The following is a 26,822-nucleotide window of genomic DNA, read 5'->3' on the forward strand; positions in this document are numbered from 1 at the left end:
AAAAAAAGCAACCTGATGGTTGCTTTTTTTATGGGGAGAGATGAAATCAGTTATCACTGACAAAGGCAATATCGCTGAGCCCGGCTTCGCTCGCGCGTGACATCACCTGTGCAACACTGTCATAACGTGATTCTTTATCTGCCCGCAGTTGTACCGTTGGTTTACGCTCTGCTTGACCCGCTTCTTGGAAGCGTCGTTCCAGCTCCTGCATACTGATCATTTCTGTATCCCAGGCAATCTCACCCTTGGCATTAATGCTAACAGTAATTGCTTTAGGCGGCGGATCAATAATCTCTGCTGTAGTCTTTGGCAAGGTTAATGGAATTGATGGGTTGGCAACGGTTGCGGTCACCAGAAAGATGATCATCAAAACCAGCATAATATCGATGAGCGGAATGAGATTCATCTCATTCATGCCAGCATCGTTGTCTTCACCCAATTGAAAAGCCATTAAGCTTGACCTCCAACAAAGTTTTGTTGTGCTGCTTTCACATCGGCAGTTTTTTCACTGCTATCTTGTTGCAACATGGTATCAATCAACAAACGATGCGCTTGATCCTGCAATTCGTGCGACAGGGTACGATTGGCACGCACACAGATGTTATAGGCCAATACTGCAGGAATCGCGACAGCCAGCCCCAAACCAGTCATGATCAAAGCCTCGCCCACTGGGGTAGCGACCTGAGCCAAGCCCGCCTGACCACTTTTACCGACCGCGACCAAGGCGTGGAAAATTCCCCATACCGTACCAAACAGACCCACGAAGGGTGCGATCGATGCGATCGTACCGAGAACCGATACACCTTTTTCTGCATTGGCTTTTTCAATAGAAATCTGGCGTAACAAGGCTTGTTCAGCCACTGATTTACGCTGCTCCAGACTTAAAGGCGCTAGTTTTGACTTGAGCTGTGCCAAGGACTGGTTCAGTTGAGCATAAGCTTGCTGTTTGAGTTGGCGTGTCCCCATGACACGTAAAATAAACAGGGTCCAAGTTGCGATCGACATCGCCAGCAGGATGAAATACAAGGTCTTGCTGACCGCATCGGCATGTTGCCAATAAACTGAAAAGTTCATACTCGAACTCCTAAAATGTTAGCCGTTAGGATTCAACGTTAATTCAAATGGCTGTTCGGCACGAATCGGATAGGCCACACCATTTTCCTTATACGGTTTGAATTTTGCATTGCGCACTGCGCGTAAAATCTTTTCATCTAGAGCTGCAAGGCCGCTGCTACGGGTAATCCGGGCATTAGTAATGTTGCCTTGTTCATTGGCTTCAATCAGCACGACCACGCGGCGACTTTCACCTTGCAGATCTTTATTGCTATAACTTGGGCGAGGTGTACGACTCCACTGCACGCCAGAACCACCGATCGAAACACTTTTTGGCCCAGCAGGGATAGGAGGTGCTGGCGGTGCAACGGGTTTTGCTGCAGGTGGTGGAACTGGTACTGGTTTCACCACTTTAGTTTCGGTTACCACCGGAGCCACGACTGGTTTTGCTGGCGTTTGTACCGGTTTCACGACGGGCTTAGCCGTTTCGGCCTGTTTCACCTGCTGGATCTTTTCTACTTTTTTCGGTGGGCTGACCACAGGTTTTTCAACCACTTTAACTTCTTTCACCGGTTTCGGTGGCTCAGCCTTTTTCGGTTCAGGTTGTGGCTCAGGTTCGGCAGGTTTAGGCTGCTGCTGAATTTTCACAAACCGAACCTGTAAGGGCTGTTTTTCAATTTTTTTGAGTTCAGCAGTTTTGATCTGGCTCACTGCCCAAAGCACACCGAGGTGGCCCACCACAACGGAAACGAGTGCAGCAATGATTTTTTTCTTCATTGGATGAGGAGGCTGCGGGCTGAGAGCGGAAGATGAACTCATTGGAATCGGTTACCTAAGGCCAAGCTTGATCACCTGCTAATCACTTCAGCAGATCAAGCCTATCGGCGTGTGTCATAAACTCACGCAATAATAAATGAGAAGTGTTTTCATTTGCAACTACTTTTCAAACTCAATCACGCTGAAAAGCCGTTGCACATACTATCTTTCATCGATTTTTTCATAGAGAAAGATAATGACTTTCTCAAGACTGAAATCAACTTCTATACGTTATAATATAACAACAATACCTACCAAGACAAAAAAAGCATGTGTAACCACATGCTTCTTTTCTGCTTAAAAGCAATTTATTGAAATACCACTGTTTTATTACCATCAACAATAATACGGTCTTGTAAATGCCATTTCACTGCACGCGCTAGCACATTACGCTCCACATCTTCACCCAGCTCGCGTAGCTGTTCGACATTATAGTCATGACTAACACGCTCCACATCTTGCTCAATGATCGGGCCCTGATCCAGATCAGCGGTCACATAGTGAGCCGTAGCACCAATCAGTTTGACCCCCTTGTCATACGCCTGTTTATAAGGGTTGGCCCCGACAAAGGCCGGCAAGAATGAATGGTGAATATTGATAATTTTCATCGGCCATTTGGCAACAAAATCTTCACTCAGAATCTGCATGTAACGCGCCAAGACCAGCAAATCATTGCCTTGCATCAACTCATCAATTTTGGCGTAAGCTTCAGCTTTGTTATCTTTGCTCACCGGAACCACTTCAAAGGGAATACCAAAATTTTCCACTGCTTCACGCAGGGTTTCATGGTTGGACACGACTTTGGTGATTTCACATGGCAAACCACCACGGGCATGACGCCATAACAGTTCTAACAGAGCATGATCGACCTTAGACACCAGAATCCCCATTTTCTTAACATCGCTCACCAGCGTTAAACGCCACTGCATGTCATAGCGCTCGGCGACATTGCTGGCAAAGGTGTGCAGCAAGGTTTCTTTACGGGTTTTCAGCTGCTCCAGTTCAAACTCGACACGCATGAAATAACGCCCGCCCTGAGCCTCTGTGGCGTATTGATCAAGTGCGGTAATATTGGCACCCTGATGATACAAAAAGCTCGATACAGCCTGCACAATACCCGGCTTATCTTCACAAGTAATCAATAAACGTGCTGTATTCGCGGTGGTCATATTCATTTTATTATCACTAATGGGTTAAATTTAAAAATAAGCCGACTATTCTAGCGTTTTTTCACTGCGGACTAAATACTGCACTACGGCGTGATTTTTCCAGTGGATGGATTGGAAAATAACTCGGAAGGTCCAAAGCTTTCCAGCAGGCGTTCATAAGTCTCACGGCTTTCTCCCACCAAGTACGGCCCTTCCAAAAACACCATTTGTCTTAGGGCTTGCCCAATCCATTTTTCTTCCAGACAATTATTGTCACTGACATGTCCGGACATATAGAGGAAATTGGTCCAGTTGGTCAGCACAATCCAGACATTGACGATTAAGGCCTCAATTTCTGTAGGAGTCATTTTCATCAGTCCAGCCGCAACAAAAGCCTGATAAATTTTTTGCCCCTGCTGCATGACCTGACCAGCAAAATGGGCATAGGTCTGGCGAAAATCGCTGTTGCTTTCAATCAGCTGATAAACGTCACGGTGCAAAAAACGATAGGTCCAGAGCTGATTGCTCAAAACCTGAAAATAATGAATTTTATCATTGGCATTTAAAGGACGATCTTTCGGCACGGCCAGCATATCCAGCGTTTGCTGCTGATAATCCTGCATCAATTCCTTGATAATGTCCTGCTTGTTACGAAAGTGGTAATACAGGTTGCCTGGACTAATTCCCAATTCTGCCGCAATATGATTGGTGGTGACAAAACGTTCGCCACGTTCGTTAAATAATTGCAGGCTAATATAGAGGATGCGGTCTCTGGTTTTCATTGTTTTAGGATCAGACATGCAAGACACCCGTTGATTCAATCACTTACTAGACTAACACATTCACCCCTTGACTCATTAGAGCTTTTACTCTAAAAATCAAGTCTGATCGATCAAAAAATGGCAGCCGGTCATGAATCATGATTCAACCCCAAGCATTATGCGAGACAGCTCAGCCGAGGTTCAGCGCTTGCATCATCTTTTAGCCTTGCAGAAGGCCGCGTATCAACGTGAGCCCATGCCGAGTGCCAAAGTCCGCATGGAGCGACTGGACCGTTTGAAACGCGTACTGATCAAATATCAGGATCAGTTTGCGGCTGCCATCAATCAGGATTATGGCAATCGTTCAGTGGGTGAAACCAAAATTGGCGAATTGCTCACCTGCCTAGAGCACATCCAATATTATAGCAAGCATTTACGTGGCTGGATGCGACCCTCCAAACGCCATATCAGCTTGCTACATCAACCTGCCAAGGGTTGGGTGCAATATCAGCCACTTGGGGTGATTGGCATTATGGCGCCGTGGAATTATCCGCTGCTGCTCTCGATCGGTCCATTAATCTGTGCCTTGGCTGCAGGCAACCATGCCATGCTGAAGATTTCCAGTGCTTCGGCACAGTTTGGCCAGATACTGGCACAAGCCTTGGCTGAAGCCTTTTCTGAACATGAAGTCGCCGTCGTCAATGGCGGGGGCATTATTTCCGATACATTCTGTCGTCTGGCTTTTGACAAAATGGTCTTTACCGGCTCAACCACGGTGGGCAAAACCGTGATGGCCGCCGCCGCAGAAAATCTGGTGCCCGTGATTTTGGAATTGGGGGGTAAGTCTCCGGTCATCGTCCATCCTTCGATGCCGATTCAAGACGTGGCACAACGTATTGCGGTAGGTAAGCTATGGAATGCCGGGCAAACTTGTGTAGCACCAGATTACATCTTTCTGCCCCGTGGTAAAACTGATGAATTCATCGCAACATTTAAAGCATTTGCCCTGGAGATGTACCCGCAACTGGCTGAAAACCAAGACTACACCTCAATTGTGAATGACAAACAGTATCAGCGTCTGCAAGGTTATCTGGAGGATGCCCGCCAGCAAGGTGCACAGATCCTGAGCATTAACCCGCACGAGGAAGACCTGATCGCGGTACGCAAGATTGCTCCAACCCTGGTCACCCAGGTGCTACCAGAGATGGCCCTGATGCAGAACGAGATTTTCGGCCCAATTTTGCCGATCATGGAATATGATCAAATTGACGAGGTGATTGAGTTTATTAATCAACGTCCACGTCCACTTGCGTTATACTATTTCGATTACGATGCAACGCGTGCCGACTATGTCGCCCAGCGTACACATTCGGGGCATTTTGGCCAGAATTCGGTATTGACCCACGTCGCACAAGATGACCTGCCTTTTGGCGGTGTTGGTGCCTCTGGAATGGGTAAATATCATGGCCCGGAAGGTTTTTTCAGTTTGTCACATGAACGTTCAATGATGTCGAAGCCTAAACTGTATAGTTTAAAATTTATTCTTCCACCATTTAACAAACCCTTGCACAAATTGATTTCAAAATGGCTTCTCCAGTAAATGATCAAGGCATGATCTGTTACACCAGTTCCTGTCGGGTTTTAGCCAAATTCGCTTGTCTTTTAATCGTATTTTTGGTATAAAACGCCCCTTGAATGAATTCATCCGTTTATTTTATGACTGGCCACACATTTGCTGCTGGCTAAATCAATGGAGTTCCACCATGTCTAAGGTTTGCCAAGTTACCGGCAAGCGTCCAGTCGTTGGTAACAACGTCTCACACGCCAACAACAAAACCAAGCGCCGGTTCGAGCCGAACCTGCATCACCACCGTTTCTGGTTGGAAAGCGAAAAACGTTTCGTTCGTCTTCGCCTTACAACTAAAGGTATGCGTATCATCGACAAATTGGGCATTGAAAAGGTTGTAGCTGATCTTCGTGCTCAAGGCCAAAAGATCTAAGGAGTCATAGCAATGCGTGACAAAATTCGCCTAGTTTCGACTGCTGGTACTGGTTATTTCTACACCACGACCAAAAACAAACGTACAATGCCTGAAAAAATGGAAATCAAAAAGTTTGACCCAAAAATTCGTCAACACGTGATTTTCAAAGAAGCTAAAATCAAATAATTTTAGCCGTTCAGGAAAAAACGATCTCGTTCGAGGTCGTTTTTTTTTGCCTTTTTTTTCTTCAGCTTGTTAAAATTTTTCCTGTCTCACTTGTTGGCATTATTTATGCTTGCAGTTTCCTAACCTTAACCCCCACTTAAGGAGTGTTGAATGCCACATGATGTTGATCTGATTATTTTACTGGCGGTGGGGTTTGGTATTGCACTGTTTTTTGGCTATATCGCCGCCCGTTTACGCCTGCCCCCCCTCATTGGCTACCTGATTGCCGGAATCGTGATTAGCCCGAACACTCCCGGTATTGTGGCTGATATCCATCTCGCCAATCAGCTGGCGGAACTCGGGGTAATGTTCCTGATGTTTGGCGTCGGTATGCACTTTTCACTGAATGACCTGCTTCAGGTACGGCGTATTGCCTTGCCCGGTGCCATTTTGCAAATCGCGGTTGCCACGCTACTCGGTGTGGGTGTGTCCATGCTATGGGGTTGGGACTTTGGTTCTGCCCTAGTGTTTGGTCTGAGCCTATCCTGTGCCAGTACCGTGGTGCTGCTTAAGGCCTTGGGTGATCGTGGCTTACTTGAATCCGTCAACGGTAAAATCGCAGTTGGCTGGTTACTGGTTGAAGATCTGGTGATGGTTCTAGTTCTGGTACTGTTACCGGCCACGGCTGTACTGCTTGGTGGCAAAGCCTTAAGTGCGGAAACGGATAGTAATCTGTTAGTGACCTTAGGTCTCACCCTGCTCAAGGTGGCAGGATTTATTGCCTTTATGCTGATTATCGGCAAACGTCTGGTGCCTCTGATCATGCAGTTTGTGGCCCGTCTGGGTTCGAGAGAGCTGTTTACCTTAACCGTAGTGGCGGCTGCAGTGTCAATTGCCTACGGCTCTTATGCCATTTTTGGGGTTTCCATGGCACTCGGAGCCTTCTTTGCAGGGATGGTGGTGAAAGAATCGGACTTTAGCCATCGGGCTGAAGAAGAAACCTTACCACTACGGGAAATCTTCTCTATCCTGTTTTTCGTGTCGGTGGGTATGCTGTTTGATCCACGTATTTTAGTGGAACAACCGCTGCATATTCTGGCTGTTGTTGCCATTATCATGGTGGGTAAAACACTGGCAGCGATGGCATTGGTCTTGTTCTTCCGTTACCCGATCAATACCGCACTCACGGTCGGTGCCAGTCTGGCGCAAATTGGGGAATTCTCCTTCATCCTGGCCACACTCGGCGTATCATTACAGTTACTCAGTATCGAAGGACAGAACCTGATTCTGGCAGGGGCATTGATTTCGATCACCCTGAATTCTTTCGTTTTTTCGGCAATTGAACCCGTCCAACGCTGGATTCGTGAACGCTCTCATTTGGCCCGTCTTCTAGAGCGCAGTGGAGATCCACTGGCCATGTTACCCGATGAAGTGTCGCAAGATTACCTGCGTGATCAGGTGGTGATTGTGGGGCATGGTGAAGTCGGTCGGCGCATTACCGAGACCTTAATGGCACAAGACATCAAGGTGGTGATCGCGGAAGAAAACCGTGAAATTGTGGAAAAGCTGCGCAGTAAAGGGATTGCTGCCGTGAGCGGGGTAGCGACTGAACCTGGTGTACTGATCCAAGCACACATCATGCACGCACGTTTGCTGGTGATTTCTCCAATGGATATTCTGGATATCCATCGTATTGTCGATATTGCCAAACAATTGAATCCACAAATTCAGGTACTGGTGTGTGCCGAAAGCAAGGAAGAAGCGGAAGTCATCCGTCAGGATGAGATTGGTGAAGTGTTCTATGCCAAAGAAGAAATGGCACGCAATATGAGTGGTCATATTCTGGATCGAATCGCACTCGCCCATACGCAAAGCCATACCTCACATTAACACCCGCACATAAAAAAGCGGCTTTAAAGCCGCTTTTTTAGCTGAGATATTTCGGTGGCTCATCTACGACTTCTGCCTGCCACTGGTGAATCTGCTTTTCGAACAATCCAAATAGCGCCGCCTGAATCATATGCTGCGCGACCAATGCCGTTTGGTCACCCAATAACGACTTGACTTCATCATTGAATTGAATTTTCACTAAAGGTTCTTGTTCGGAACCTGCATTGCGCAATGCGAGCTCGCCACCTTCAAGTTGAACCAACTCTAAAATCGCGTCTTGACTCCCGAAGAGTTCTTTTAACTGTTGTATAGACATAAATCCTCCATGTTCAACATGGTGGCAAAGCACACCTGCACTTTGCTTCTCTAGAATTTTATATAGGCACAACGGGCCTGAATTTCAAGTCCAAGCTAGAACTTAGAATTCAACCATTTCGTTACGGAAACCATCAATCAAATGAGTGAGATCGCGGTGCCATTCACGTAGAATCTTAACATCGGGCAACCAAGATTGTGGTCCTTGGGTGACTTTGATGATTAGGTTTGATGACGTTTCTTCTTCAGGTGTCGGCTCAGTAGGCTCCGGTGCATACTGGCACATGCGATAGGCACGTTTTAACTCGGCAATAAAACCGTCTTTGGCCAACTGCTGCATCACCGAAACTTCAGGTGATACCTGCCCCTTGGCTGCCATGAGCTCTTCAATCGACTTCAAACTCGGTTGCGAGTCATTTAAACGGTAGTAACGCACCAGTTCCTGTAAAAAAGCCAACACGGCACCATGCAAATGAAACACTGCCGCTTCACGATGGGCTTGTGCCTGTTGGATATGTTCAGTCTGCTCGGCTTGTTGACACGACAAGCGTGCAAAATAAAGTTTCTGGTTGGTGCGGTCAGCATGATAACGAGCAACGCGGGACATAGTTTTTCCTTAATCTGGCAATATCAACAGCAATGCAGGTGCATAGATTAACCACCCCATCGGCTTTTGAATATCATTTTTTACAACACACTGCCAAAAAAGGAGCCTGCGCTCCTTCTCTGATTATGACTTCACGACATCGGGCTTATTTGGCCGAATCTTCCGCAGCTTTAACACGAATTCCCATGCCATGCACACGTAAGGTATTTAAGCCTTTGATCGCCTTGATTGCTTCACGCGGATTCGGCATTTCAACAAAACCAAAGCCTTTGGATTTTCCAGTATCTGGGTCCATCACCAAGGTACAGCTATCCACCTTGCCATACGGTTTGAATAAAGCCAACAATTCGGCTTCTGCCACAGAACGTTCCAGATTGCGAACTAAAATTTTCATACACTAACCTTCAAAATAGGCAAAACCATCAAAAAGCACTCGCCTACTCCACTTTTTGAACGCCGAAGCGTAATTGACATAGTTTAATCCAGATCGATGCCAAAATCTAAATTTAAGGCCTGACGTTCAATCAGTGCACTCTTCACGGTCTGCTGCCGGGTTTTATAATGGGTTTCACTGCTACATAAATCCCGAGTTAGGTCATTCAGAAAATAGCTGCTGACGGTGCGTCCCTGTTCATCAATCTGATCCCGTGCCCAGAGATTGAGATTCTGCTTGGTCAGAATCAATTCATTTTGTGCACGAGTTAAGGCCACATACAGTACCCGACGTTCCTCTTCAACCTGATCAAAATCGCCTTGTGCACGTGCATGCGGATATTGTCCGGCAGAAACATTGGCCACATAACACACCTTCTGCTCGGTGCCTTTAGCCGAGTGAATGGTGATTAAAGTCACCACATCTTCTTCAGACTGTCGTTCAATTTCACTGATCGAAATCGGATCAAGGACATATTCCTCTAAGAACTCACTCAACAGCTGATGTTTAGCTGCCAGCTGTTTGACCAGCTCAAAATCATTCAGGCGTTTTGACCAGTCCTTTTTCGCATAGTTTTCCTCGAGCTGCGTCAGCACCGCCTGCAGTCCAAACTCGACACAACGTATCACTTCATGGCGCAAGGCAATCATCTGCTGCATCAGGGCAATACTTTGCTCCGGAATCCGGCCAAACTTGAGTAATAAATTGATCATTAAATCGAAATCATCTTGCTGTAGTAACTGCTGGGACAATTTGCTGGCACTGACATCCCCCACCCCATTCCACAAGGTCAGGAAACGCATCCAGGCAATATCATCGCGTGGATTGGCCACCACGCGCAGCAAACTGAGCAGATCTTTGACATGTGCGGTTTCTAACAGCTTCATTCCCCCAATAAATCGGTAAGGAATATTGGCCTGAATAAGCGCCGCTTCAATATGCCGTGCCGCAAAACTCGAACGCACTAACACCATGTGATCCTGCCAAGGTGCCCCATCAATCAGATGGCGTTCCTTGATATCAATCGCGATCCACTTGGCTTCATCAAATTCATTGGGGAAAATATGCAGTCGGGGCTTCAAACCTGGACCGCGATAGGCTTGCAAATGTTTGTCATAGTGGATGGGGCTCTGATCTAGCAGCCAGTTAGACAGATCCAGAATTTCTTGGGTCGAGCGGTAATTCTCGGAAAGTTTCAGGACTTCAGCATCGGGAACGCGCTGTTTAAAATGATGAATATTTTCAAAATCCGCCCCGCGAAAACCATAAATCGATTGTGCATCATCCCCGACACAAAACAGGCTGGTTTGGCCAAGCAAAGGTTCCAGCAGGGCCCATTGCAACGGGTTGGTATCCTGCATCTCATCCACCAATAAATGACGGCACAAACCGCTCACCCAATCCCGCAGTCCTTCTGATTGTGCCAGTGCAGATGCCACAATCGCCAGAATATCGTCATAATCCAGAAAGGCTCTTGCACGTTTACGGGTTTCATATTCCTGCATGATTTCCGCAATCTGAGCCTTAAAACCGAGAAATTCCGGCAACTGTTTTTCAAGAGCTATACTGAGCTTCTGCCGGGTATTCCGTGCATAAGAATACAGGTCACACAGCTGCTGAGGCTTGGGCAACTGGTTGGGATTTTTCTTGTCATCCTTGCCACGCAGCAAACGGAACATCATCAACTGGTCGTCACGGTCAATAATCGAAAAACTGTCCAACCCAAAGGCTTTCGGTTGACGACGCAGTAGATACATACAAAACGTATGAAAGGTCGAAGCACGCAAACCTTTTGCTTCAGCCCCTAAAGCCAATTCCACGCGTGCCACAATTTCACTCGCGGCACGGCGGGTAAAGGTCAGAATCTGGATTTGATTCGCCGGAATACCTTGAGCAATCAGGTACGCGGCACGGGCGACAATGGTTTTGGTTTTGCCACAGCCTGCCCCCGCCAAAACCAGACAGTTTTGTGCTGTGGTGGTTGCTGCTTGTTTCTGCTGAGGATTCAATTCATCGATCAGGGTGGCTAAACTCATAACATCTCATCTTGTGGACTGCAGGGTTAGTTTAGCAGAGCAACCACTGAAAAGCTGATCCATCCTGTGCATGAGTGAAACAGAGATAAATACCGAATACCGAATTTTTTCACTTCTAAAAGGTTTGCCTCACATCAGTGATCAGAATGTTTTAACAAAGATCTCCTGTTGCAAAAGATGACATTGCCTTGCTTCAGGCAATCCTCTCGCTCATTTTTAACAATCGGGCAATATTTTCACAGGTTCTTTCCAGATTGCGCTCACCCATCTGTAAAGCACTCGATAAATCACACGCTCCATCGACGATACTGAAAATTGCAGTAAAACCTTCTGCATACAAGACATCAATGTCTGCTCCAACATAACCGGCACAGGCAATGACCGGTTTATGCAAACGTTTGGCCACTTGTGCTACCCCATATGGGGTTTTTCCTAGCCCGGTTTGAAAATCAATCCCCCCTTCACCGGTCAAAACTACATCGGCTTGTGCAATATGCTCTGCCAGTCGGGTCTGTTCGATGACGATCTCTACCCCTGAACGGATCTGTGCACCTGCAAAAGCCATCAACCCAAAGCCTAATCCGCCCGCAGCACCGGCTCCGGCCTGATCTTTCACATGGATATCCAGCTGTGCTGCGACCAGATCGGCAAAATACCGCAGGTTATCATCCAGTATCTGCACCATGTCTGGGGTTGCCCCTTTCTGGGGGCCAAATATCGCGGAGGCTCCCCGCTCACCACATAAAGGATTATTTACATCACTGGCAATGATGATTTCAGTCTGCTTGAGACGCGGATCCAATCCTGTCAGATCAATCCGTTTGATTCGATGCAGCTGCCCACCACCGAGCGTGACTTCCAAATCATCAGCATCATAAAATTTCACTCCCAGTGCCTGTGCCATCCCGGCACCTGCATCATTGGTCACACTTCCGCCCAGACCAATAATCATTTTGGTGACGCCCTGATCCAGGGCCTGTTTCATCATTTCTCCAGTCCCTAGCGTCGTGGTCACTAATGGATTCCGCTGTGCAACCGGCAATAAATGCATGCCATTGGCTTTGGCCATTTCAATGATTGCGGTTTTCCCCTGCTCCACACATCCCCAATAACTGGCAACACGCTGCTGTGGCAGCGGTCCTGTGACTTCACAAGGAACTTTTACACCATTTAATGCTGAAACCAGTGCATCTGCGGTGCCTTCCCCACCATCCGCCATCGGAACGTGAATAAAATGTGCGTTGGGAAATACTTTTTCTATGCCACGCTGCATGGCCTGACACGCCAGTTCAGCGCTCATGCTTTCTTTGAATGAATCGGGAGCAAGAACAAAGGTTTTATGCATGGAAAACAGATCCAGAGTTGGATTTTTCAACATCATAGTCCATATAAAACACGACAGGTACTGGCTTTAAACTGATCCAATCAGACATCTGCAGAACTTTTAGGTATTCGCTGTTGGATATACAGTGCCAGGGTCAGATAGTGGATACCTTGGAACATCAAGTCCAATGCCAGTAACAACCCGAGTAACCAGAACGGTGCTTCAGGAGAAAGAAAAATCAAGATACCCATCAAAGTGGTCAAAAACCCGGACAATAACAGCCCACCCCAACCGGCCCAAGGTTTCCAGAAAAAAGCTTTCATCATCCGGATGAGTCCGGCAACGATCAAAACGATGGCCAGCAGGTGGGTCAGTACGATGGCTGTTTGTACTGGTGTTGCAAAAGCATAATAACCGGCAAGAAAGTACAGTAGTGCAAACAAGATGCCTAGTCCGCGCAGAGCACCGCTAAAAATCTTTATGGCAGCAAATAAATGTAAGATTCCGGCCAGCATCATCAACGAGCCAAATAGCAACACCACGGACAATGTGGCAACAGGTAATGTGAACACTAGTATCAAGGAAAAGAGCACTAGAAGAATTCCCAGTGCCAGATACCATTTGCGATTTTCATGCAGTTGATGTCGGATTAAATCATTGCCGATGGTTTTCATTCTTATTCTCGACGCCTAGCCCTTTTATACTTAGATTTTTCAATAGATCATGGGCCATGTCTAGCGGCGAGATACCGCATATTGTGAATAAAATGAATCAAACTGTGGATAACTATCCTTTTATCCACATTCACTACTTTTTCCAGCCAATTTCCATTGCCGTCGCCAGATTCAGGCGAGTCTGTGCCAGATTTTCTGCCATTGTGCTCGTATTTTCAGACAAGGGGATATGCCCAGCCATAATCTCGGCATAGCGCTGTGGATACAGCGGCTGTTTTTCTGGCTCAGCATAACCAATCGGATAAGTCGGCTGCCCGTTACTTAAGTCATATTTATCGCTAGCACCAAAAGCATGCAGCAGTTCATGCACCAATACAGTTTTATTCTGATCACTCTGTTTGACAGATGCAAACAGGTTGACGGAACCAATGCGGCCTTTTTCCAGTGCCGTGGAATGCTTTAGAACATGAACATATTGAGGATCATAATAATTCAGATACAGACGTACGCTCGGTGAGCCATCGGCGGATTCACTGTGTTTCCAGGCATAGTAACGGAATTTCAGACTCCACAACATCACGTCCAGCATCGAAGCATTTTCTGGGACTTTTGGCGGTAACTGCTGAATCTCACGTCCCAGCTGGAAATAAAAATGTACGGGTTGGCCACGATACTCGGCAGCAGCAGCACTCAAATACTGTTGGGCATCTTGTAACTGGTCCAGCGAGAGCTGCTGGATATAACGCTGGGTATTCGCGTGACCATCGGCATTTACTGGATGCAACAGTACCACCACTGGTCGTGACCAGTCCTGATTCTGGTCACGATAGGCATTCACCGCCACAACCAGCAGCACTAGCAAGAGAATTAAAATCCGAACCTGTTTCCACATAGCCCTCTCCTTTAATTATTTATTTTTTAATTTAAAAGTTCAGGGCATGACTTTATTTACTCTAATAAACTTTGTGTCTCCTACCTGCTTGGACTCAATCCAACCATTATGAATTGAATCTAGAGCTTCTTCATAATTCCTTACGTTTAAATCTGATTGTTTTAAAAAGTTAATTACATCTTGGATATTTGCCCAATTATTTTTATCAGCACTTTGATTAATTGCTTTTTGTACTAGCCTAATAAAGGTACTAAAACTACTTTTCCTTAAATACATCTGGCTACCTTGCATTTTTATTTCAAATACTCCTAATGCTTTTACCAAACCAGATAATTTGTCATATCCATAATTACGTGTATCAAAATCTGGCTTTACAGCACTAATATACGTACCTATAGCACCTAGATATGCCCAACCACTATCATCAGAATTGTCTTTGACGGCTTTATAAATCAAGTTTAAGGTAGCTTTATCTATTTGTTGTTTTATTTCTTCTTTTTCAACTGATCCAGCTTTGACTACCTCTTTAGAATCAACTTCTTTCTTTAAGAATGGATTTTGTTTTAATTCATCTTTTTCATCAACAGTTAAATTTTCCACGGAAATAAATTTATCACATGCTTTCTTAAAAGGCTCGGGTGTCTTCTTACGACCAAAACCATAAACCATTAAACCGCTTTCACGAATTCTAGAAGCCAAAGGTGTAAAATCACTATCACTAGAAACGATACAAAAACCATCAAGTGCACCACTATATAATAAGTCCATTGCATCAATGATAAGGATCATATCTGTCGCATCTTTGCCCGTAGTGTAAGCAAATTGCTGAACAGGGGTAATAGCATGTGGGAGTAATACCTCACGCCAACTTTTTAGAGCATCACTACTCCAATCCCCATATACTCGCTTAACACTAGCAATCCCATATTTTGCTACCTCTTCTAAAATTAAAGAGATTGAATTTTTTGAAGAATTATCAGCATCGATTAGAACTGCTAGTTTTTTCGCATGAACGTCCATAGCCCCCTCTCTCTAAACTTTTTCATTTTAAAAAATCAAATTTTTAAAATAAAAAATGCTAGCTCAGCTAGCATTTTTGTTTTTATTGGAATTTAACCTTCAACCCACTTTTCATTTTGGTAGACCAGACTCCACTTGGTTGGTTTACCTTCCGGAGTTTCCGAACCGATATACTGAGACTGGTTCTTACGGCTGAATTTCACCACAGTCGGGTTGCCTTCAGGATCGGTGTCTGGCGCTTGCAACAGAAACTGATATTTGGCATCCAACTGCTCCGCGACCGTACGTAGCTCAGCCACTTTGGGTGCGCGGGTTTCACGGATTTTCGGAAACTTGCTGGCTGCTAGGAACAGACCGGCAGCGCCATCACGCAATACAAAATAATCATCGTGTTTGGTTGAACGCAGATGTTCCATCTTGATCGGATCAACACGCGGTGGTGCTGGCTGACCATTTTTCAGTACCTTGCGGGTATTATCACAGCTGGTACAGGCAAAATATGGACCAAAACGACCAGTTTTTAGCTGCATTTCCCCATCACATTTGTCACATGGGATGGTTGGGCCATCATAACCCTTGATCTTGAATTCGCCTTCTTCGACTTCTGAACCATCACAGTCTGGATTGTTGCCACAAATGTGTAATTTTCGCCCACCGTCGATTACATAGCTGTCCATCGCCGTGCCGCATTTGGCACAACGTTTTTTCGACATCAAGTCCGCAGTTTCCGCAGCATCATCATCCGACAAGGCAGCCAAAGACTCTACTGGAGTTAAATTCAATGTGCCCTTACAACGCTCTTTTGGCGGCAGGTTATAACCTGAACATCCCAAGAAGACTCCGGTCGTTCCTGTCCGAATCTGCATCGGGCGGCCACATTCAGGACATTTAACTTCTGGCACTTCAATCGGCTGGTTACGGCGCATGCCATGCTCGCCCTGAGCCGTGGTCAAACGCTGTTTGAAATCGCCATAGAAACTGTCCAGCAGTTCTTTCCAGTTACGGTCGCCTGTCGCTACCCGGTCCAGCTGCCCTTCAAGATCAGCGGTGAACGCATAGTTCATCAGGTTGTTAAAGCTTTCATCCAGACGATCGGTAACGATTTCACCCATTTTCTCGGCAAACAGACGGCGGTTCTCCAGCTTGACATAACCGCGATCCTGAATGGTCGAGATAATCGCCGCATAGGTGGATGGACGGCCGATACCGCGTTTTTCCAGCTCTTTCACCAAAGAAGCTTCGGTAAAACGTGCTGGCGGTTTGGTGAAGTGCTGACTTGGATCCAGTTTTTCCAGTTTTAGGATTTCGCCGATTTTGACGGCTGGCAACAACACATCATCATCGGATTTGTTTGCACCACGGACTTTGGTAAAGCCATCAAATACCAAGGTACGGCCTTTGGCTTTCAGCTCCACCCCATTGGCATCGACTAAAATGGTCGAGGATAAATATTCTGCTGGTGTCATCTGACACGCCACAAATTGGCGCCAGATCAGATCATATAAGCGTTGTGCATCACGCTCGACACCTGCCAAATCGTTACCCGTTAAAGCCACGCTGGACGGACGTATGGCTTCATGCGCTTCTTGTGCACCGGCTTTATTGCCATAACGGTTTGGCTTGGCTGGTAAATATTTTTCGCCGTACTGCTGCTCGATATGGCTGCGCACCATATTTACCGCGTCATCGCTCAGGAATGTTGAGTCGGTACGCATATAGGTAATAAAACCAGCCTCATACAGACGTTGTGCCAGCATCATGGTTTTCTTCACTGAAAAACCTAAACGGGTACTGGCGGCCTGTTGCAAGGTTGAAGTGATATACGGCGCACTTGGATTGACTTTGGTCGGTTTGTCTTCGCGCTGTGCAACTTTATATTCGGCGTCTTTTAATACGGCAAGCAACGCATCAGTTTCAGCTTTATTGCGCAGCTTCAGGGTCTTACCGGCCTGTTTGACTGCTTCAAGGCGAATCTGCTCTTTTTGTGCCTGAGTGTCGGCAAACACTTGCCAGTATTCTTCAGGGATAAAGGCACGGATTTCACGCTCACGCTCAACCACCAATTTTACTGCAACAGACTGTACACGTCCGGCTGATAAACCACGGGCGATCTTTTCCCAAAGGAGAGGAGAAATCATAAAGCCCACGACACGGTCGAGGAAGCGGCGAGCCTGTTGTGCATTGACTTTATTGGTATCTAGACGTGCAGGATGTTTAAAAGCTTCCTGAATGGCATTTTTGGTGATTTCATTAAAGACAACGCGTTGATAGCGTGAAGCATCACCACCAATCACCTCTTTTAAATGCCAGGCAATGGCTTCCCCTTCACGGTCCAAGTCCGTTGCGAGATAGATTTCATCGACCTGTGAAGCCAGTTTTTTCAGTTCGGAAACGACATTTTCCTTACCTGGTAAAACTTCATAATGTGCTTCCCAGCCATGTTCAGGATCAACCCCCATACGGTTAATCAGTGCTTGCTGGGCTTTTTGGGCTTTTTGTTCTTCGGTCAGTTTGGTACGGGTCCCCGGTTTTTTCTCGGCCGTTTTACTGCCCCCGCCTGTTGGCAAGTCACGAACATGACCCACCGAAGATTTCACGATGTATTGTGAACCCAAATATTTGTTGATAGTTTTCGCTTTTGCAGGCGACTCCACAATCACTAAGGCACGCTTGTTGGCCGCACCAGAGGCTTTTGCTGTGGTGCTTTGGGATGTGGATCGAGGAGCATTCGCCATAATGAACCATTATTCCTTTGAAGTGTAAAAATCAGACTTGTGCCAAGCTGTGTAAATAGGTTTTGATCTCTTCCAATTGAGTTCCTCTCAAATCGGATTCCTCATCCCAGTACAGGCCAACACAGTTTGCCTGCATATCAATAGCATAAATCCCTTTTAATGCAATGGGCGAATCATTCAATTTGTCATCCCCTTGGATAACCTTGAGTTGTTGATTCTCCACACGGGCACGCATTAGAGGCAAACGGGCATCTGGAATCAGCACGCTATAGTAAGCCACCATACTGGCACGATTTTCAGTAGCCATCGGAACTTTGGTCCAGTCTGGTGCAACGACAAGACGTGGATGTAATCCCATTTTCCGTGCTCTGTCGCGCATCATGCCCAAGGCTTTCTCACGTGGGCTGACCCGCAGACCAAAAATCGATCCCAAGACAAAAATGATAATGACGACTGCGACCCAAATTCCGGTATTTTCCATAGTTCACCTTTTTCTTCCTTTATTAGAGTTGCACAAGGCCAACCTAAAACGCAAGTTTGTCGGCGGATTTTCATCAGTTGAGTAAAAGAGAAAGTCGATAAACCTAGATGTCTAAAGTATTCAATGCGCAAGTTTCTTGCGAAAAATTTAGTTTTTTTGTGAGTGGTTCATACAATATTTACCGCACTATCACACAACTGGACCCTTCCCAAACAGGGATCAACATGAAGTTTGAATCATGGCACTCAAGACACCGAAAGTCATGGAAATCAAGAGATGATAGGTTTATTGCAGTAACATCTCATGACTATATAAAACTTCATGGCCATTCCAGTAGATATAGCCTTTTTCTAGAAGTTCTTTCAGCAGCAATTTCACATCCGCGTCCGGATAGAGTTTTTCCAGCAAATCACGCAGCTCAAAAATATCTTTGGGTTTTTCCGTTTTTAACTGGCTCAGCGCGCGCACCATTTCCCATTGCAAGGCATCAATCTGCACAGCATCGGGTTGCTCTTGACGAGCGCTCTGCTGAGCCTGCAACAGGGCCTGTACGGAGGGAAACGACTTTACTGAGGATGATTCTGCTGGGCTCGTAGCATTATTCTCCTGAACGTCTACAACCGTTTCCTGTAACAGATGATCCAGTTTCAGCTGTAACCACTGTTTCAAGATTTTTTTACGGTAACTCACCTGCTGGTCATAACGTTTGACTATTTTTAACTTAATCAGCATCCCCAACAGTTGTTGAGCCTGCTCTGGCAATACGTGCAGGATATTACCGATCGAATTTTTTAACCCTTCAATGGTGCCGGGTTTTCCAGCCATTTCCCCTAAAGCATCACAGTATTTCTTGACCAGTTGTAGTGCCGGTTTACGCTGGAAGGCCTGAGCACTCGGCAAGCGATAGCTACTCGCGCTAGATGCGGATTCCGTCTGGCTTTCCAGCTGGATCAGTGAAGCAAACAGACCGGCCCCCTGCATGAGTTGCAACAACACTTCTATGCTGGACATCGCAGAAAGGACTTCAATCTGGGTCTCAGCTTCCAGCAAAGCCAACAACTGTCCGACCACGACAGCATAGGCATATTCCTGATGCTCAACTTGCGGGACATCCAGCACGATCACTTGTCCACTATTCAGCCAACTGGCAAACTCCGTCAGGTCTTCCAATGCATAGTCAAATTTTCCCTGACAATTGAACAGATACACCGTGTGATAATGCTGTAACAGCTCACGCAACACGGTCGCTGTCGGCATATTTTGTTCCAGGTCAAACAGGATCACTTTATTCATTGGTATTCAAGATCGATCAATCAAAGACGAGAGAGATTAACACAGTTGAAAAATACTGCAGCGGAACCGATTAATAGTGCGGAGGTCGGTTGGTCAACGGATCAAAAGGTGCAATCCCTTCCGACAGATCTGCCGACTCGACACGCTGATAGAGCAACTGCATCTGTTTTTTCAAAATGGCAATTTCTTGTGTCTGCAAAGCCATCTGCTGGTTAAGCTGATCGACTAAATCATCCAAAAATGCAATTCGCACTTGCAAATCTTCAATCGGTGCGGAAAATGACGCTTGATCATCATCGTATGGTTGTTTAGTCATTTAACCCTCCTCAATCGGGATCTTAGGAAACATTATGGCCTATATTACTTTAAGGGACGTCCAGCTGGCATTTGGTGGACCGGCCCTACTCGATGGCGCGAACTTCACTCTAGAGCGTGGCGAACGAGTCTGTTTAATCGGCCGTAATGGTGAAGGCAAGTCTACTTTACTTAAGCTGATCGAGGGAAGTTTACTGCCCGATCGCGGTGAAGTTTCGATTCAAAATGGCCTCACGATTTCCATGCTGGCACAGGATGTCCCAATGGATCACGGTAAAGTGGCGGATATCGTCGCTGAAGGTGCCGGGGAAGCCGCGCAAGTGCTCAAAGCGTATCATGAAGCCAGTGATGCCTGTGTACTCGGTGACATGACCGCCTGTGACCGTATGGGAGAACTGCAGCATAAACTGGATCAGCTTGATGGCTGGACCCTGGAAAACAAGGTCAACACCATTCTGGGTAAAATGGGCCTGGATCCAAATGCTGACCTGGCGGATTTATCCGGTGGTCGTAAACGTCGCGTACTACTCGCACGTGCCCTGCTGACACAGCCAGATGTCTTGTTGCTGGACGAACCGACCAACCATTTGGATGTGGAAAGCATCGAATGGCTGGAAAAATTCCTGCTTGATCAGAACAACCTGACTTTATTATTCATTTCGCATGACCGTTCTTTTGTCGATCGTCTGGCGACACGAATTGTCGAACTCGATCGCGGCCAGTTGCGCAGTTTTGAAGGCAATTATTCACGTTATCTTGAGCTGAAAGCACAACAGCTGGAAGCGGAAGAAAAACAGAATGCACTGTTTGATAAGAAACTGGCTGAAGAGGAAGCCTGGATTCGCCAAGGGATTAAAGCACGCCGTACGCGTAACGAAGGTCGTGTTCGTGCCTTAAAAGCGTTACGCGAAGAGTCTAAAGCACGCCGCTTTCAGCAAGGCAAAGTCAACATGGCAACGCAAGAAGCCAACCGCTCTGGAAAACTGGTCTTTGATATTGAACATTTACGCGTTGAGTATAATGGTCATCCGATTATCAAAGACTTCTCGGCACTGGTGCTACGTGGTGACCGTATTGGTCTGGTTGGCGACAATGGTGTGGGTAAAACTACCCTTATCAAAGCCATTCTGGGTGAAATCGAACATGGCGGTTCAGTAAAAACCGGTACCCAGCTGGAAATCGCCTATTTTGACCAGCTACGTAACCAGCTGGATCTGGAAAAATCAGTCGCAGCCAACGTCAGCGAAGGTAGTGACTTTGTGGATGTCAACGGTCAGCGCCGCCATATTTTCAGTTACTTGCAGGATTTCCTGTTCTCCCCCGAACGTGCACGTACCCCAGTGAAAGCTTTATCCGGTGGTGAACGTAACCGGATTCTGTTGGCAAAACTCTTGCTGAAACCATCCAATCTAATCGTGATGGATGAACCGACCAACGATCTGGACATGGTCACTCTCGAATTGCTCGAAGACATGCTGTCGGAATACAAAGGGACTTTACTACTGATCAGCCATGACCGTGCCTTTATGGATAATGTGGTCACCTCGACCTGGGTATTCGATGGCAAAGGCAATATCGATGAATATATCGGCGGTTATCAGGACTATTTGCTGCAGCGCCCTGATCAAAAAGTCGTGGATCAAAAAAGTGATGTTAAAAAAGCACAAGCGAAAGCTGAAGCAGCAGCCAGTGCCCCCGTTGCGGCTCCCGCAAAAAAGGTCAAACTCAGCTACAAAGACCAGCGTGAACTTGACCAGTTGCCCGTAGAGATTGAAGCCTTAGAAACCGAGCAAACCGAGTTAAATGCAAAATTGGCTGACGGTTCATGGTTTGTGCAGGATGCAGCAGCAGCAACCAAAGCCAGTGAGCGTTTGGCTGAAATTGACGAATTGCTTCTGGAAAAACTAGATCGCTGGACCGAACTTGAAGCCTTGAGCCAAGGCAACTAATCTCCCTGATTGTGAGCTTCTGCATGTTCACCTGCGGAAGCTTAGTATTTTCCAAATGTGGACACGCTTGTTACACTGCGTGCAGATTTCGCGCTTTCAGTATCATCAAAACCTATGAGCAAACATCATCAAAACTACACTCCCGGTGAATTTCAATGGTCTTTCCTGTTGCCTCAATATTGGGGAATCTGGATTGCCATTGTCTTGTTGATGCTGCTCGCCATTTTACCTTGGGCAGTGCAATATCGACTTGCTCAATTTCTCGGGGCTGTAGCGTTTAAACGCTTAAAGTCACGCCGCAAAACCACGTTACGCAATCTGGAAGTCTGTTTTCCGGAATGGTCACCGCAACAGCGTGAAGCCCAAGCTAAACAGGTTTTTGTGGATATGATGCTCGGCGTATTTGAAACCCTGAATGCTTGGTACACGCCGAAATGGTTTCAAGGACGCATCACGATTGAAGGCCTGCAACATCTGACGGATGCCCAGGCACAAGGCAAAGGCATCCTGCTATTAGGAACGCACAGTACCTTGCTAGACGCTGGGGGCTATCTCTGCAGCCAGTATTTTGATCCTGATGTTGTCTATCGCCCGCAGAACAACCCTCTGCTCGACATGTTGATTTACCGTTGCCGCGCGACCATCTACACACACCAGATTGACCATGACGATATGCGTGGCCTGATCCGCCACCTAAAAAACGGCCGTGCGATCTGGTACAGTCCCGATCAGGATTACGGCCTGAAACAAGGTATCATGGCACCCTTTTTTGGTATTCCGGCTGCAACCGTTACGGCACATCGCCGTTTGCTGAAAATTTCCAAAGCCGTTGCAATTCCCCTGTATTTTTATCGTGAAGGCGATATTAGCGATCCGCGTTATCGTATCCTGATCGAACCCGCAGTGGATCATCTGCCGAGTGAAGATGAAGTCGCGGATGCCACCCGGGTCAACCAGATCATTGAACGCCAGCTACGTATCGCACCCACACAATACATGTGGTTCCATCGCCGATTTAAAACACGGCCTGAAGGCTACGATAAAATTTATTAATCTTGAGAGCGCAATCCATGAAAGTGATGCAACTTCTTCCAGAACTGAATAGTGGTGGCGTGGAACGTGGCACGCTGGAAATTGCCCAAGCACTGGTCACTCAAGGGCATGAGTCACTGGTGGTCTCGAATGGTGGACGTCTGGTCGCTCAACTCGAAGCTGAAGGCTCTACCCATTTAACCCTCGCAATTCATAAAAAGTCGCTGTCCAGCTTGTGGCAGATTGCACCACTACGTCGTCTCATCCAACAGCATCAACCCGACATTGTGCATGTCCGTTCCCGCGTTCCGGCTTGGCTCACGCACTTCGCACTCAAGGGCATTCCAGTGGCACAACACCCGCACCTGATCAGCACTGTGCATGGCTTTTATTCAGTCAACCGTTATAGTGCCATCATGACTCAGGCAGAAAAAGTGATTGCCGTCTCCGATAGCGTGGTGCGTTACATTCACGACAACTATCCGGCCTGTCCCAAAGAGCATATTGTTCGGATTTACCGTGGCATTGACCCGCAGGCCTTCCCACATGGCTATCAGCCTTCAGCCCAATGGTTGCAGCAAACATTCAAAGATTTCCCACAACTGGAAAATAAATTCTTACTCTGTCTGCCTGGGCGGATTACCCGTTTAAAAGGCCATGAAACCCTGATCCAACTGGTCAGCCAGCTCCAGCAGAATTATCCGAATTTACACGCGATTGTCGTTGGGGGTGCCGATCCGAAAAAAGCTGCCTATCTCGATGAACTTGAGCACAAGATTCAACAACAGGAACTCCGGGACAAAATTACCTTTGTTGGGCATCGCTCGGATATTCGTGAATGGTTGGCATTCAGTGATGTAGTGTTCTCCTTATCCAGTCAGGCAGAAACCTTTGGCCGTACCACTCTAGAAGCCTTATCGGTTGGAACACCAGTAATTGGCTGGAACCGTGGTGGCGTGGCTGAAATCTTGTCACAGCTCTATCCACAAGGGCTCATTGAGGTCGATGATCATGCAGCTCTATTGTCAGCGGTTAGACAACATGTTGAACAGCCACAGGTAGTTGCTCCAGTCAGCCAGTTTAGTTTGCAGCAGATGTGTGATGAGACCTTAAAACTCTATCAACAAGTGATTCGGGGTGAATAAGTGTTCCCCCTTTTATACGACAAGCTGAAAATGAGAAAAACTTAAAATCATAAACCCGAGTTCCGCTTCCTGCTGAACTCGGGTACATGAGGTTGTGCTTTCAGGTTTATTGTTATTATTCGCCTGCTGTCCTTGTCACCATCCAATCCTTGATTTTCATCCTTCAGCGTTGGCTTTCCTTAAGGGGACTGTCCATTCCCGTTCCTTGTGCTGATGTCTTCAGATTAATCTGCTTTCCCCCCTATGACCATGCGTCATCGGCTGCAATCCGTGTGAGCATTTTCGTACACTTTTAGATTAATTCTTCTCGGAATTTTCACTCTGATTTTTATAACCACGTGCAATCTCATCCGTCACAATTTTCTCTTCAGCTTCGGCTTTTTCAATCCCTTGCTGTATGGCTTGCTGTGCTTCATGCTCATCCGCAGGCGTTTGCGCTAAAGGCTGCTGGATACGCTCAAACTTACGTCCGCTCTGCAATACGGTATAAACCGGGAAATGATCCGAGCCAATATGGGATAAACGACGCATGTCAATCAGGGCAAAATCAGCACTATGAAAAATATGATCGAGTGACCAGCGAAATAACGGATAATTTGCATGAAAAGTATTAATAAAATGACGCCCCACCCGGGGATCCAGCAAACCACTCATCCGTTGAAATAAACGCGTCGTTCTAGACCAGGCCACATCATTCAGATCTCCCATCACGATGCAGCTTTGCTGCAAATCTTTCACTTGATCTCCAACAATCAGTAATTCAGCATCACGCAGGGTTGATTCACTGGCTTCGGTTGGGCTAGGTGGCTTGGGATGCAAGCAATAGAGCTGTACAGGCTGACCTGAAGGCAACAACACGGTGGTATGAATCGAAGGGATGTCATCACTCAGAATAAATTTGACTTCGGTGTTTTGTAATGGCAAGCGGCTATATAAATGCATGCCATATAAATTTTCCAGCGGTACCGCCACGCGAAAAGGGTAGTCTTTTTCAATCACCTGCAAAGCTTGCTGCCAGTCTGCATTAGATTCCAGCGTCAAAATGATATCAGGCTGGTAATCTCGAATATGGTCAATCAGTAAATCATACTGCGTATTCGGCATCAGTACATTCGACACCAGAAGAGAAATCTGCTGTTCAGGATTCAATTGCGGAGGTCGTACCTTTTTAACCTGTTTTTTCCAGAAAAAGGTATAAGGCAGCACCATTTTTAACTGATAAGCGATTGCGGCAATCAGTCCCGCCAGAATTAGTTCACGCTGCCAGTTCCAATCATGCGGCCAAAATAGCAGGAAGCACAAAACCCCTGTACCCAAAGTCAAAATCTGTAACCGTGGAAAATCTGCGCCTCGAATCCACCATTCATCACGAGGAATCAGCGACCAGAAACTCAGCCAAATGACCAAAATAGCCATGATTTCAATCCATAGCATGCATTTTTACCAGTTCTTATCCGTATTAGGGTTGTTTAATTGCAGGACCAGGAAATAATTTGATTCAAATCACTCTGATTTAAAATTTAACGTAGAAATCACGCCATTTTGATTAGGTTATACTTGCAGTTGTGTACTCATTTGGTACACTCAAGCCCCTTTATTTTTTATTACGCACCGAGGCAAAGTGACATGAAAGTAGGTCTGGTCGGTTGGCGCGGGATGGTTGGTTCCGTCTTGATGCAACGTATGGTTGAAGAGAATGATTTTGCTCATTTCGAGCCATTTTATTTTTCTACCAGTAATGCAGGTGGTGAAGCGCCTGCATTTGGTGGTAAAACTGCCCCAGCACTTATGGATGCAACGGACATTAACAGTCTGAAGCAGATGGATGTCATTGTGACTTGCCAAGGTGGTGATTATACCTCTGAAGTTTTCCCAAAACTGAAAGCAGAAGGTTGGAATGGTTACTGGATCGATGCTGCCTCTACCTTGCGTATGGCGGATGATGCAATTATCGTGCTTGATCCAGTGAACATGCATGTCATTAAAGACGGTCTCGTGAATGGCACGAAAACTTTCGTGGGCGGTAACTGTACAGTTTCCTTGATGTTGATGGGTCTAGGTTCACTGTTCCAAAACAACTTGGTGGAATGGATGACCGCGATGACCTATCAAGCGGCTTCTGGTGCGGGCGCGCAAAACATGCGTGAACTCATTACAGGTATGGGTTACCTGTACAACAACACCAAAGATTTGTTGGATGATCCTAAGTCCGCGATTCTTGACATCGATAGCAAAATCGCAGCATTACAGCGCGGTGAAGGCTTCCCTTCTGCAAACTTCGGTGTGCCACTTGCAGGTTCCCTCATTCCGTACATCGACAAACAGCTTGAAAGTGGTCAGTCGAAAGAAGAATGGAAAGGTCAGGTCGAAACCAACAAGATCTTGGGCAATACCCAGATCGTTCCAATCGATGGTCACTGCGTCCGTATCGGTGCAATGCGTTGCCACTCTCAGGCATTGACGCTGAAATTGAAAAAAGATGTTCCACTGGATGAAATCGAAGACATGATTCGCAATTCAAACGAGTGGGCCAAAGTCGTACCAAACACCCGTGAAGCCTCTATGACGGATCTTACGCCTGTAGCTGTGACAGGCACTCTGTCTGTTCCTGTTGGCCGTTTGCGTAAACTCAATATGGGTAAAGAGTATCTGGGTGCATTCACAGTGGGTGACCAGTTGCTTTGGGGTGCTGCAGAACCTCTACGTCGTATGTTACGTATCCTGATTGAATATAAAAATGCTTAAGCATCTTTAAA

At 46.5% G+C, this 26,822-nt stretch carries 26 protein-coding genes; 8 read left to right on the forward strand and 18 right to left on the reverse strand.

What is annotated here, in order from left to right:
* Positions 1-46: 46 nt before the first annotated feature.
* From PGW99_RS09760 to PGW99_RS09780, 5 genes are all read right to left on the reverse strand, one after another.
* Complete coding sequence (locus PGW99_RS09760) at positions 47-451, reverse strand: ExbD/TolR family protein (RefSeq protein WP_273777494.1); 405 nt, start codon at positions 449-451, stop codon at positions 47-49.
* Positions 451-1,074, reverse strand: coding sequence for a MotA/TolQ/ExbB proton channel family protein (locus tag PGW99_RS09765; protein WP_273777495.1), 624 nt, complete (start codon positions 1,072-1,074; stop codon positions 451-453). The genes PGW99_RS09760 and PGW99_RS09765 overlap by 1 nt, the downstream gene beginning before the upstream one ends.
* A gap of 18 nt (positions 1,075-1,092) precedes the next feature.
* The gene (locus tag PGW99_RS09770; protein WP_273777496.1) at positions 1,093-1,872 is read right to left on the reverse strand and encodes an energy transducer TonB family protein; all 780 of its coding nucleotides are present in this window, start codon (positions 1,870-1,872) and stop codon (positions 1,093-1,095) included.
* 305 nt (positions 1,873-2,177) lie between these two features.
* Positions 2,178-3,044 (reverse strand): formyltetrahydrofolate deformylase, encoded by an 867-nt coding sequence (gene purU / locus PGW99_RS09775; protein WP_273777497.1) that lies wholly within the window; start codon positions 3,042-3,044, stop codon positions 2,178-2,180.
* Between the two features lie 77 nt (positions 3,045-3,121).
* Complete coding sequence (locus tag PGW99_RS09780; protein WP_273777498.1) at positions 3,122-3,817, reverse strand: TetR/AcrR family transcriptional regulator; 696 nt, start codon at positions 3,815-3,817, stop codon at positions 3,122-3,124.
* A 112-nt stretch (positions 3,818-3,929) separates the two neighbouring features.
* Between PGW99_RS09780 and PGW99_RS09785 the strand changes: the two genes are divergently transcribed.
* From PGW99_RS09785 to PGW99_RS09800, 4 genes are all read left to right on the forward strand, one after another.
* Positions 3,930-5,378: a coniferyl aldehyde dehydrogenase gene (locus PGW99_RS09785; protein WP_273777499.1), complete on the forward strand. Its 1,449-nt coding sequence runs from the start codon at positions 3,930-3,932 to the stop codon at positions 5,376-5,378.
* A gap of 163 nt (positions 5,379-5,541) precedes the next feature.
* Positions 5,542-5,778, forward strand: a complete 237-nt coding sequence (gene rpmB / locus PGW99_RS09790; protein ID WP_000048256.1) for a 50S ribosomal protein L28 — start codon at positions 5,542-5,544, stop codon at positions 5,776-5,778.
* 12 nt (positions 5,779-5,790) lie between these two features.
* Complete coding sequence (gene rpmG / locus PGW99_RS09795) at positions 5,791-5,946, forward strand: 50S ribosomal protein L33 (protein WP_003654787.1); 156 nt, start codon at positions 5,791-5,793, stop codon at positions 5,944-5,946.
* Between the two features lie 150 nt (positions 5,947-6,096).
* Positions 6,097-7,815, forward strand: a complete 1,719-nt coding sequence (locus PGW99_RS09800; protein ID WP_273777500.1) for a cation:proton antiporter — start codon at positions 6,097-6,099, stop codon at positions 7,813-7,815.
* Between the two features lie 37 nt (positions 7,816-7,852).
* Here PGW99_RS09800 and PGW99_RS09805 read toward each other — a convergent pair whose 3' ends face one another.
* The 12 genes from PGW99_RS09805 to PGW99_RS09860 form a co-directional block, all read right to left on the reverse strand.
* Positions 7,853-8,131 carry a hypothetical protein gene (locus PGW99_RS09805; RefSeq protein ID WP_273777501.1) on the reverse strand — a complete coding sequence of 93 codons (279 nt, stop codon included), beginning with the start codon at positions 8,129-8,131 and terminating at the stop codon, positions 7,853-7,855.
* A gap of 102 nt (positions 8,132-8,233) precedes the next feature.
* Entirely contained in the window at positions 8,234-8,737 is a 504-nt protein-coding gene (locus PGW99_RS09810; RefSeq protein ID WP_273777502.1) for a DUF6586 family protein, read from the reverse strand.
* A gap of 145 nt (positions 8,738-8,882) precedes the next feature.
* Positions 8,883-9,131 carry an RNA recognition motif domain-containing protein gene (locus PGW99_RS09815; protein ID WP_273777503.1) on the reverse strand — a complete coding sequence of 83 codons (249 nt, stop codon included), beginning with the start codon at positions 9,129-9,131 and terminating at the stop codon, positions 8,883-8,885.
* Positions 9,132-9,214: 83 nt separating this feature from the next.
* A complete protein-coding gene (locus tag PGW99_RS09820) occupies positions 9,215-11,206 on the reverse strand; it encodes an ATP-dependent helicase (protein WP_273777504.1) in 1,992 nt (663 codons plus the stop codon).
* 193 nt (positions 11,207-11,399) lie between these two features.
* Positions 11,400-12,551 (reverse strand): glycerate kinase, encoded by a 1,152-nt coding sequence (locus tag PGW99_RS09825; RefSeq protein ID WP_273777505.1) that lies wholly within the window; start codon positions 12,549-12,551, stop codon positions 11,400-11,402.
* Between the two features lie 80 nt (positions 12,552-12,631).
* Positions 12,632-13,204, reverse strand: a complete 573-nt coding sequence (locus tag PGW99_RS09830; protein ID WP_273777506.1) for an HdeD family acid-resistance protein — start codon at positions 13,202-13,204, stop codon at positions 12,632-12,634.
* A 133-nt stretch (positions 13,205-13,337) separates the two neighbouring features.
* The gene (locus PGW99_RS09835; protein ID WP_273777507.1) at positions 13,338-14,096 is read right to left on the reverse strand and encodes a hypothetical protein; all 759 of its coding nucleotides are present in this window, start codon (positions 14,094-14,096) and stop codon (positions 13,338-13,340) included.
* Between the two features lie 39 nt (positions 14,097-14,135).
* On the reverse strand, positions 14,136-15,116 hold the full coding sequence (locus PGW99_RS09840) for an NYN domain-containing protein (protein WP_273777508.1): 981 nt from the start codon (positions 15,114-15,116) through the stop codon (positions 14,136-14,138).
* Between the two features lie 92 nt (positions 15,117-15,208).
* Positions 15,209-17,851, reverse strand: coding sequence for a type I DNA topoisomerase (gene topA, locus PGW99_RS09845; RefSeq protein WP_273777509.1), 2,643 nt, complete (start codon positions 17,849-17,851; stop codon positions 15,209-15,211).
* 31 nt (positions 17,852-17,882) lie between these two features.
* On the reverse strand, positions 17,883-18,332 hold the full coding sequence (locus PGW99_RS09850) for an ammonium transporter (protein WP_273777510.1): 450 nt from the start codon (positions 18,330-18,332) through the stop codon (positions 17,883-17,885).
* Positions 18,333-18,617: 285 nt separating this feature from the next.
* Positions 18,618-19,625: a hypothetical protein gene (locus PGW99_RS09855; protein ID WP_273777511.1), complete on the reverse strand. Its 1,008-nt coding sequence runs from the start codon at positions 19,623-19,625 to the stop codon at positions 18,618-18,620.
* 70 nt (positions 19,626-19,695) lie between these two features.
* Complete coding sequence (locus PGW99_RS09860) at positions 19,696-19,941, reverse strand: SlyX family protein (RefSeq protein ID WP_273777512.1); 246 nt, start codon at positions 19,939-19,941, stop codon at positions 19,696-19,698.
* Positions 19,942-19,975: 34 nt separating this feature from the next.
* Here PGW99_RS09860 and PGW99_RS09865 point away from each other — a divergent pair, with 34 nt between their 5' ends.
* The 3 genes from PGW99_RS09865 (at position 19,976) to PGW99_RS09875 (ending at position 24,066) form a co-directional block, all read left to right on the forward strand.
* Positions 19,976-21,889, forward strand: coding sequence for an ATP-binding cassette domain-containing protein (locus tag PGW99_RS09865; RefSeq protein ID WP_273777513.1), 1,914 nt, complete (start codon positions 19,976-19,978; stop codon positions 21,887-21,889).
* A 114-nt stretch (positions 21,890-22,003) separates the two neighbouring features.
* Positions 22,004-22,942 carry an LpxL/LpxP family Kdo(2)-lipid IV(A) lauroyl/palmitoleoyl acyltransferase gene (lpxL, locus tag PGW99_RS09870; RefSeq protein ID WP_273777514.1) on the forward strand — a complete coding sequence of 313 codons (939 nt, stop codon included), beginning with the start codon at positions 22,004-22,006 and terminating at the stop codon, positions 22,940-22,942.
* Positions 22,943-22,959: 17 nt separating this feature from the next.
* Positions 22,960-24,066, forward strand: coding sequence for a glycosyltransferase family 4 protein (locus PGW99_RS09875; RefSeq protein ID WP_273777515.1), 1,107 nt, complete (start codon positions 22,960-22,962; stop codon positions 24,064-24,066).
* Positions 24,067-24,363: 297 nt separating this feature from the next.
* Here PGW99_RS09875 and PGW99_RS09880 read toward each other — a convergent pair whose 3' ends face one another.
* The gene (locus PGW99_RS09880; RefSeq protein WP_273777516.1) at positions 24,364-25,500 is read right to left on the reverse strand and encodes an endonuclease/exonuclease/phosphatase family protein; all 1,137 of its coding nucleotides are present in this window, start codon (positions 25,498-25,500) and stop codon (positions 24,364-24,366) included.
* 192 nt (positions 25,501-25,692) lie between these two features.
* Between PGW99_RS09880 and asd the strand changes: the two genes are divergently transcribed.
* A complete protein-coding gene (gene asd / locus PGW99_RS09885; protein WP_273777517.1) occupies positions 25,693-26,811 on the forward strand; it encodes an aspartate-semialdehyde dehydrogenase in 1,119 nt (372 codons plus the stop codon).
* Positions 26,812-26,822 lie beyond the last annotated feature (11 nt).

It is taken from the genome of Acinetobacter sp. GSS19, from assembly GCF_028621895.1.
Lineage (GTDB): Bacteria > Pseudomonadota > Gammaproteobacteria > Pseudomonadales > Moraxellaceae > Acinetobacter.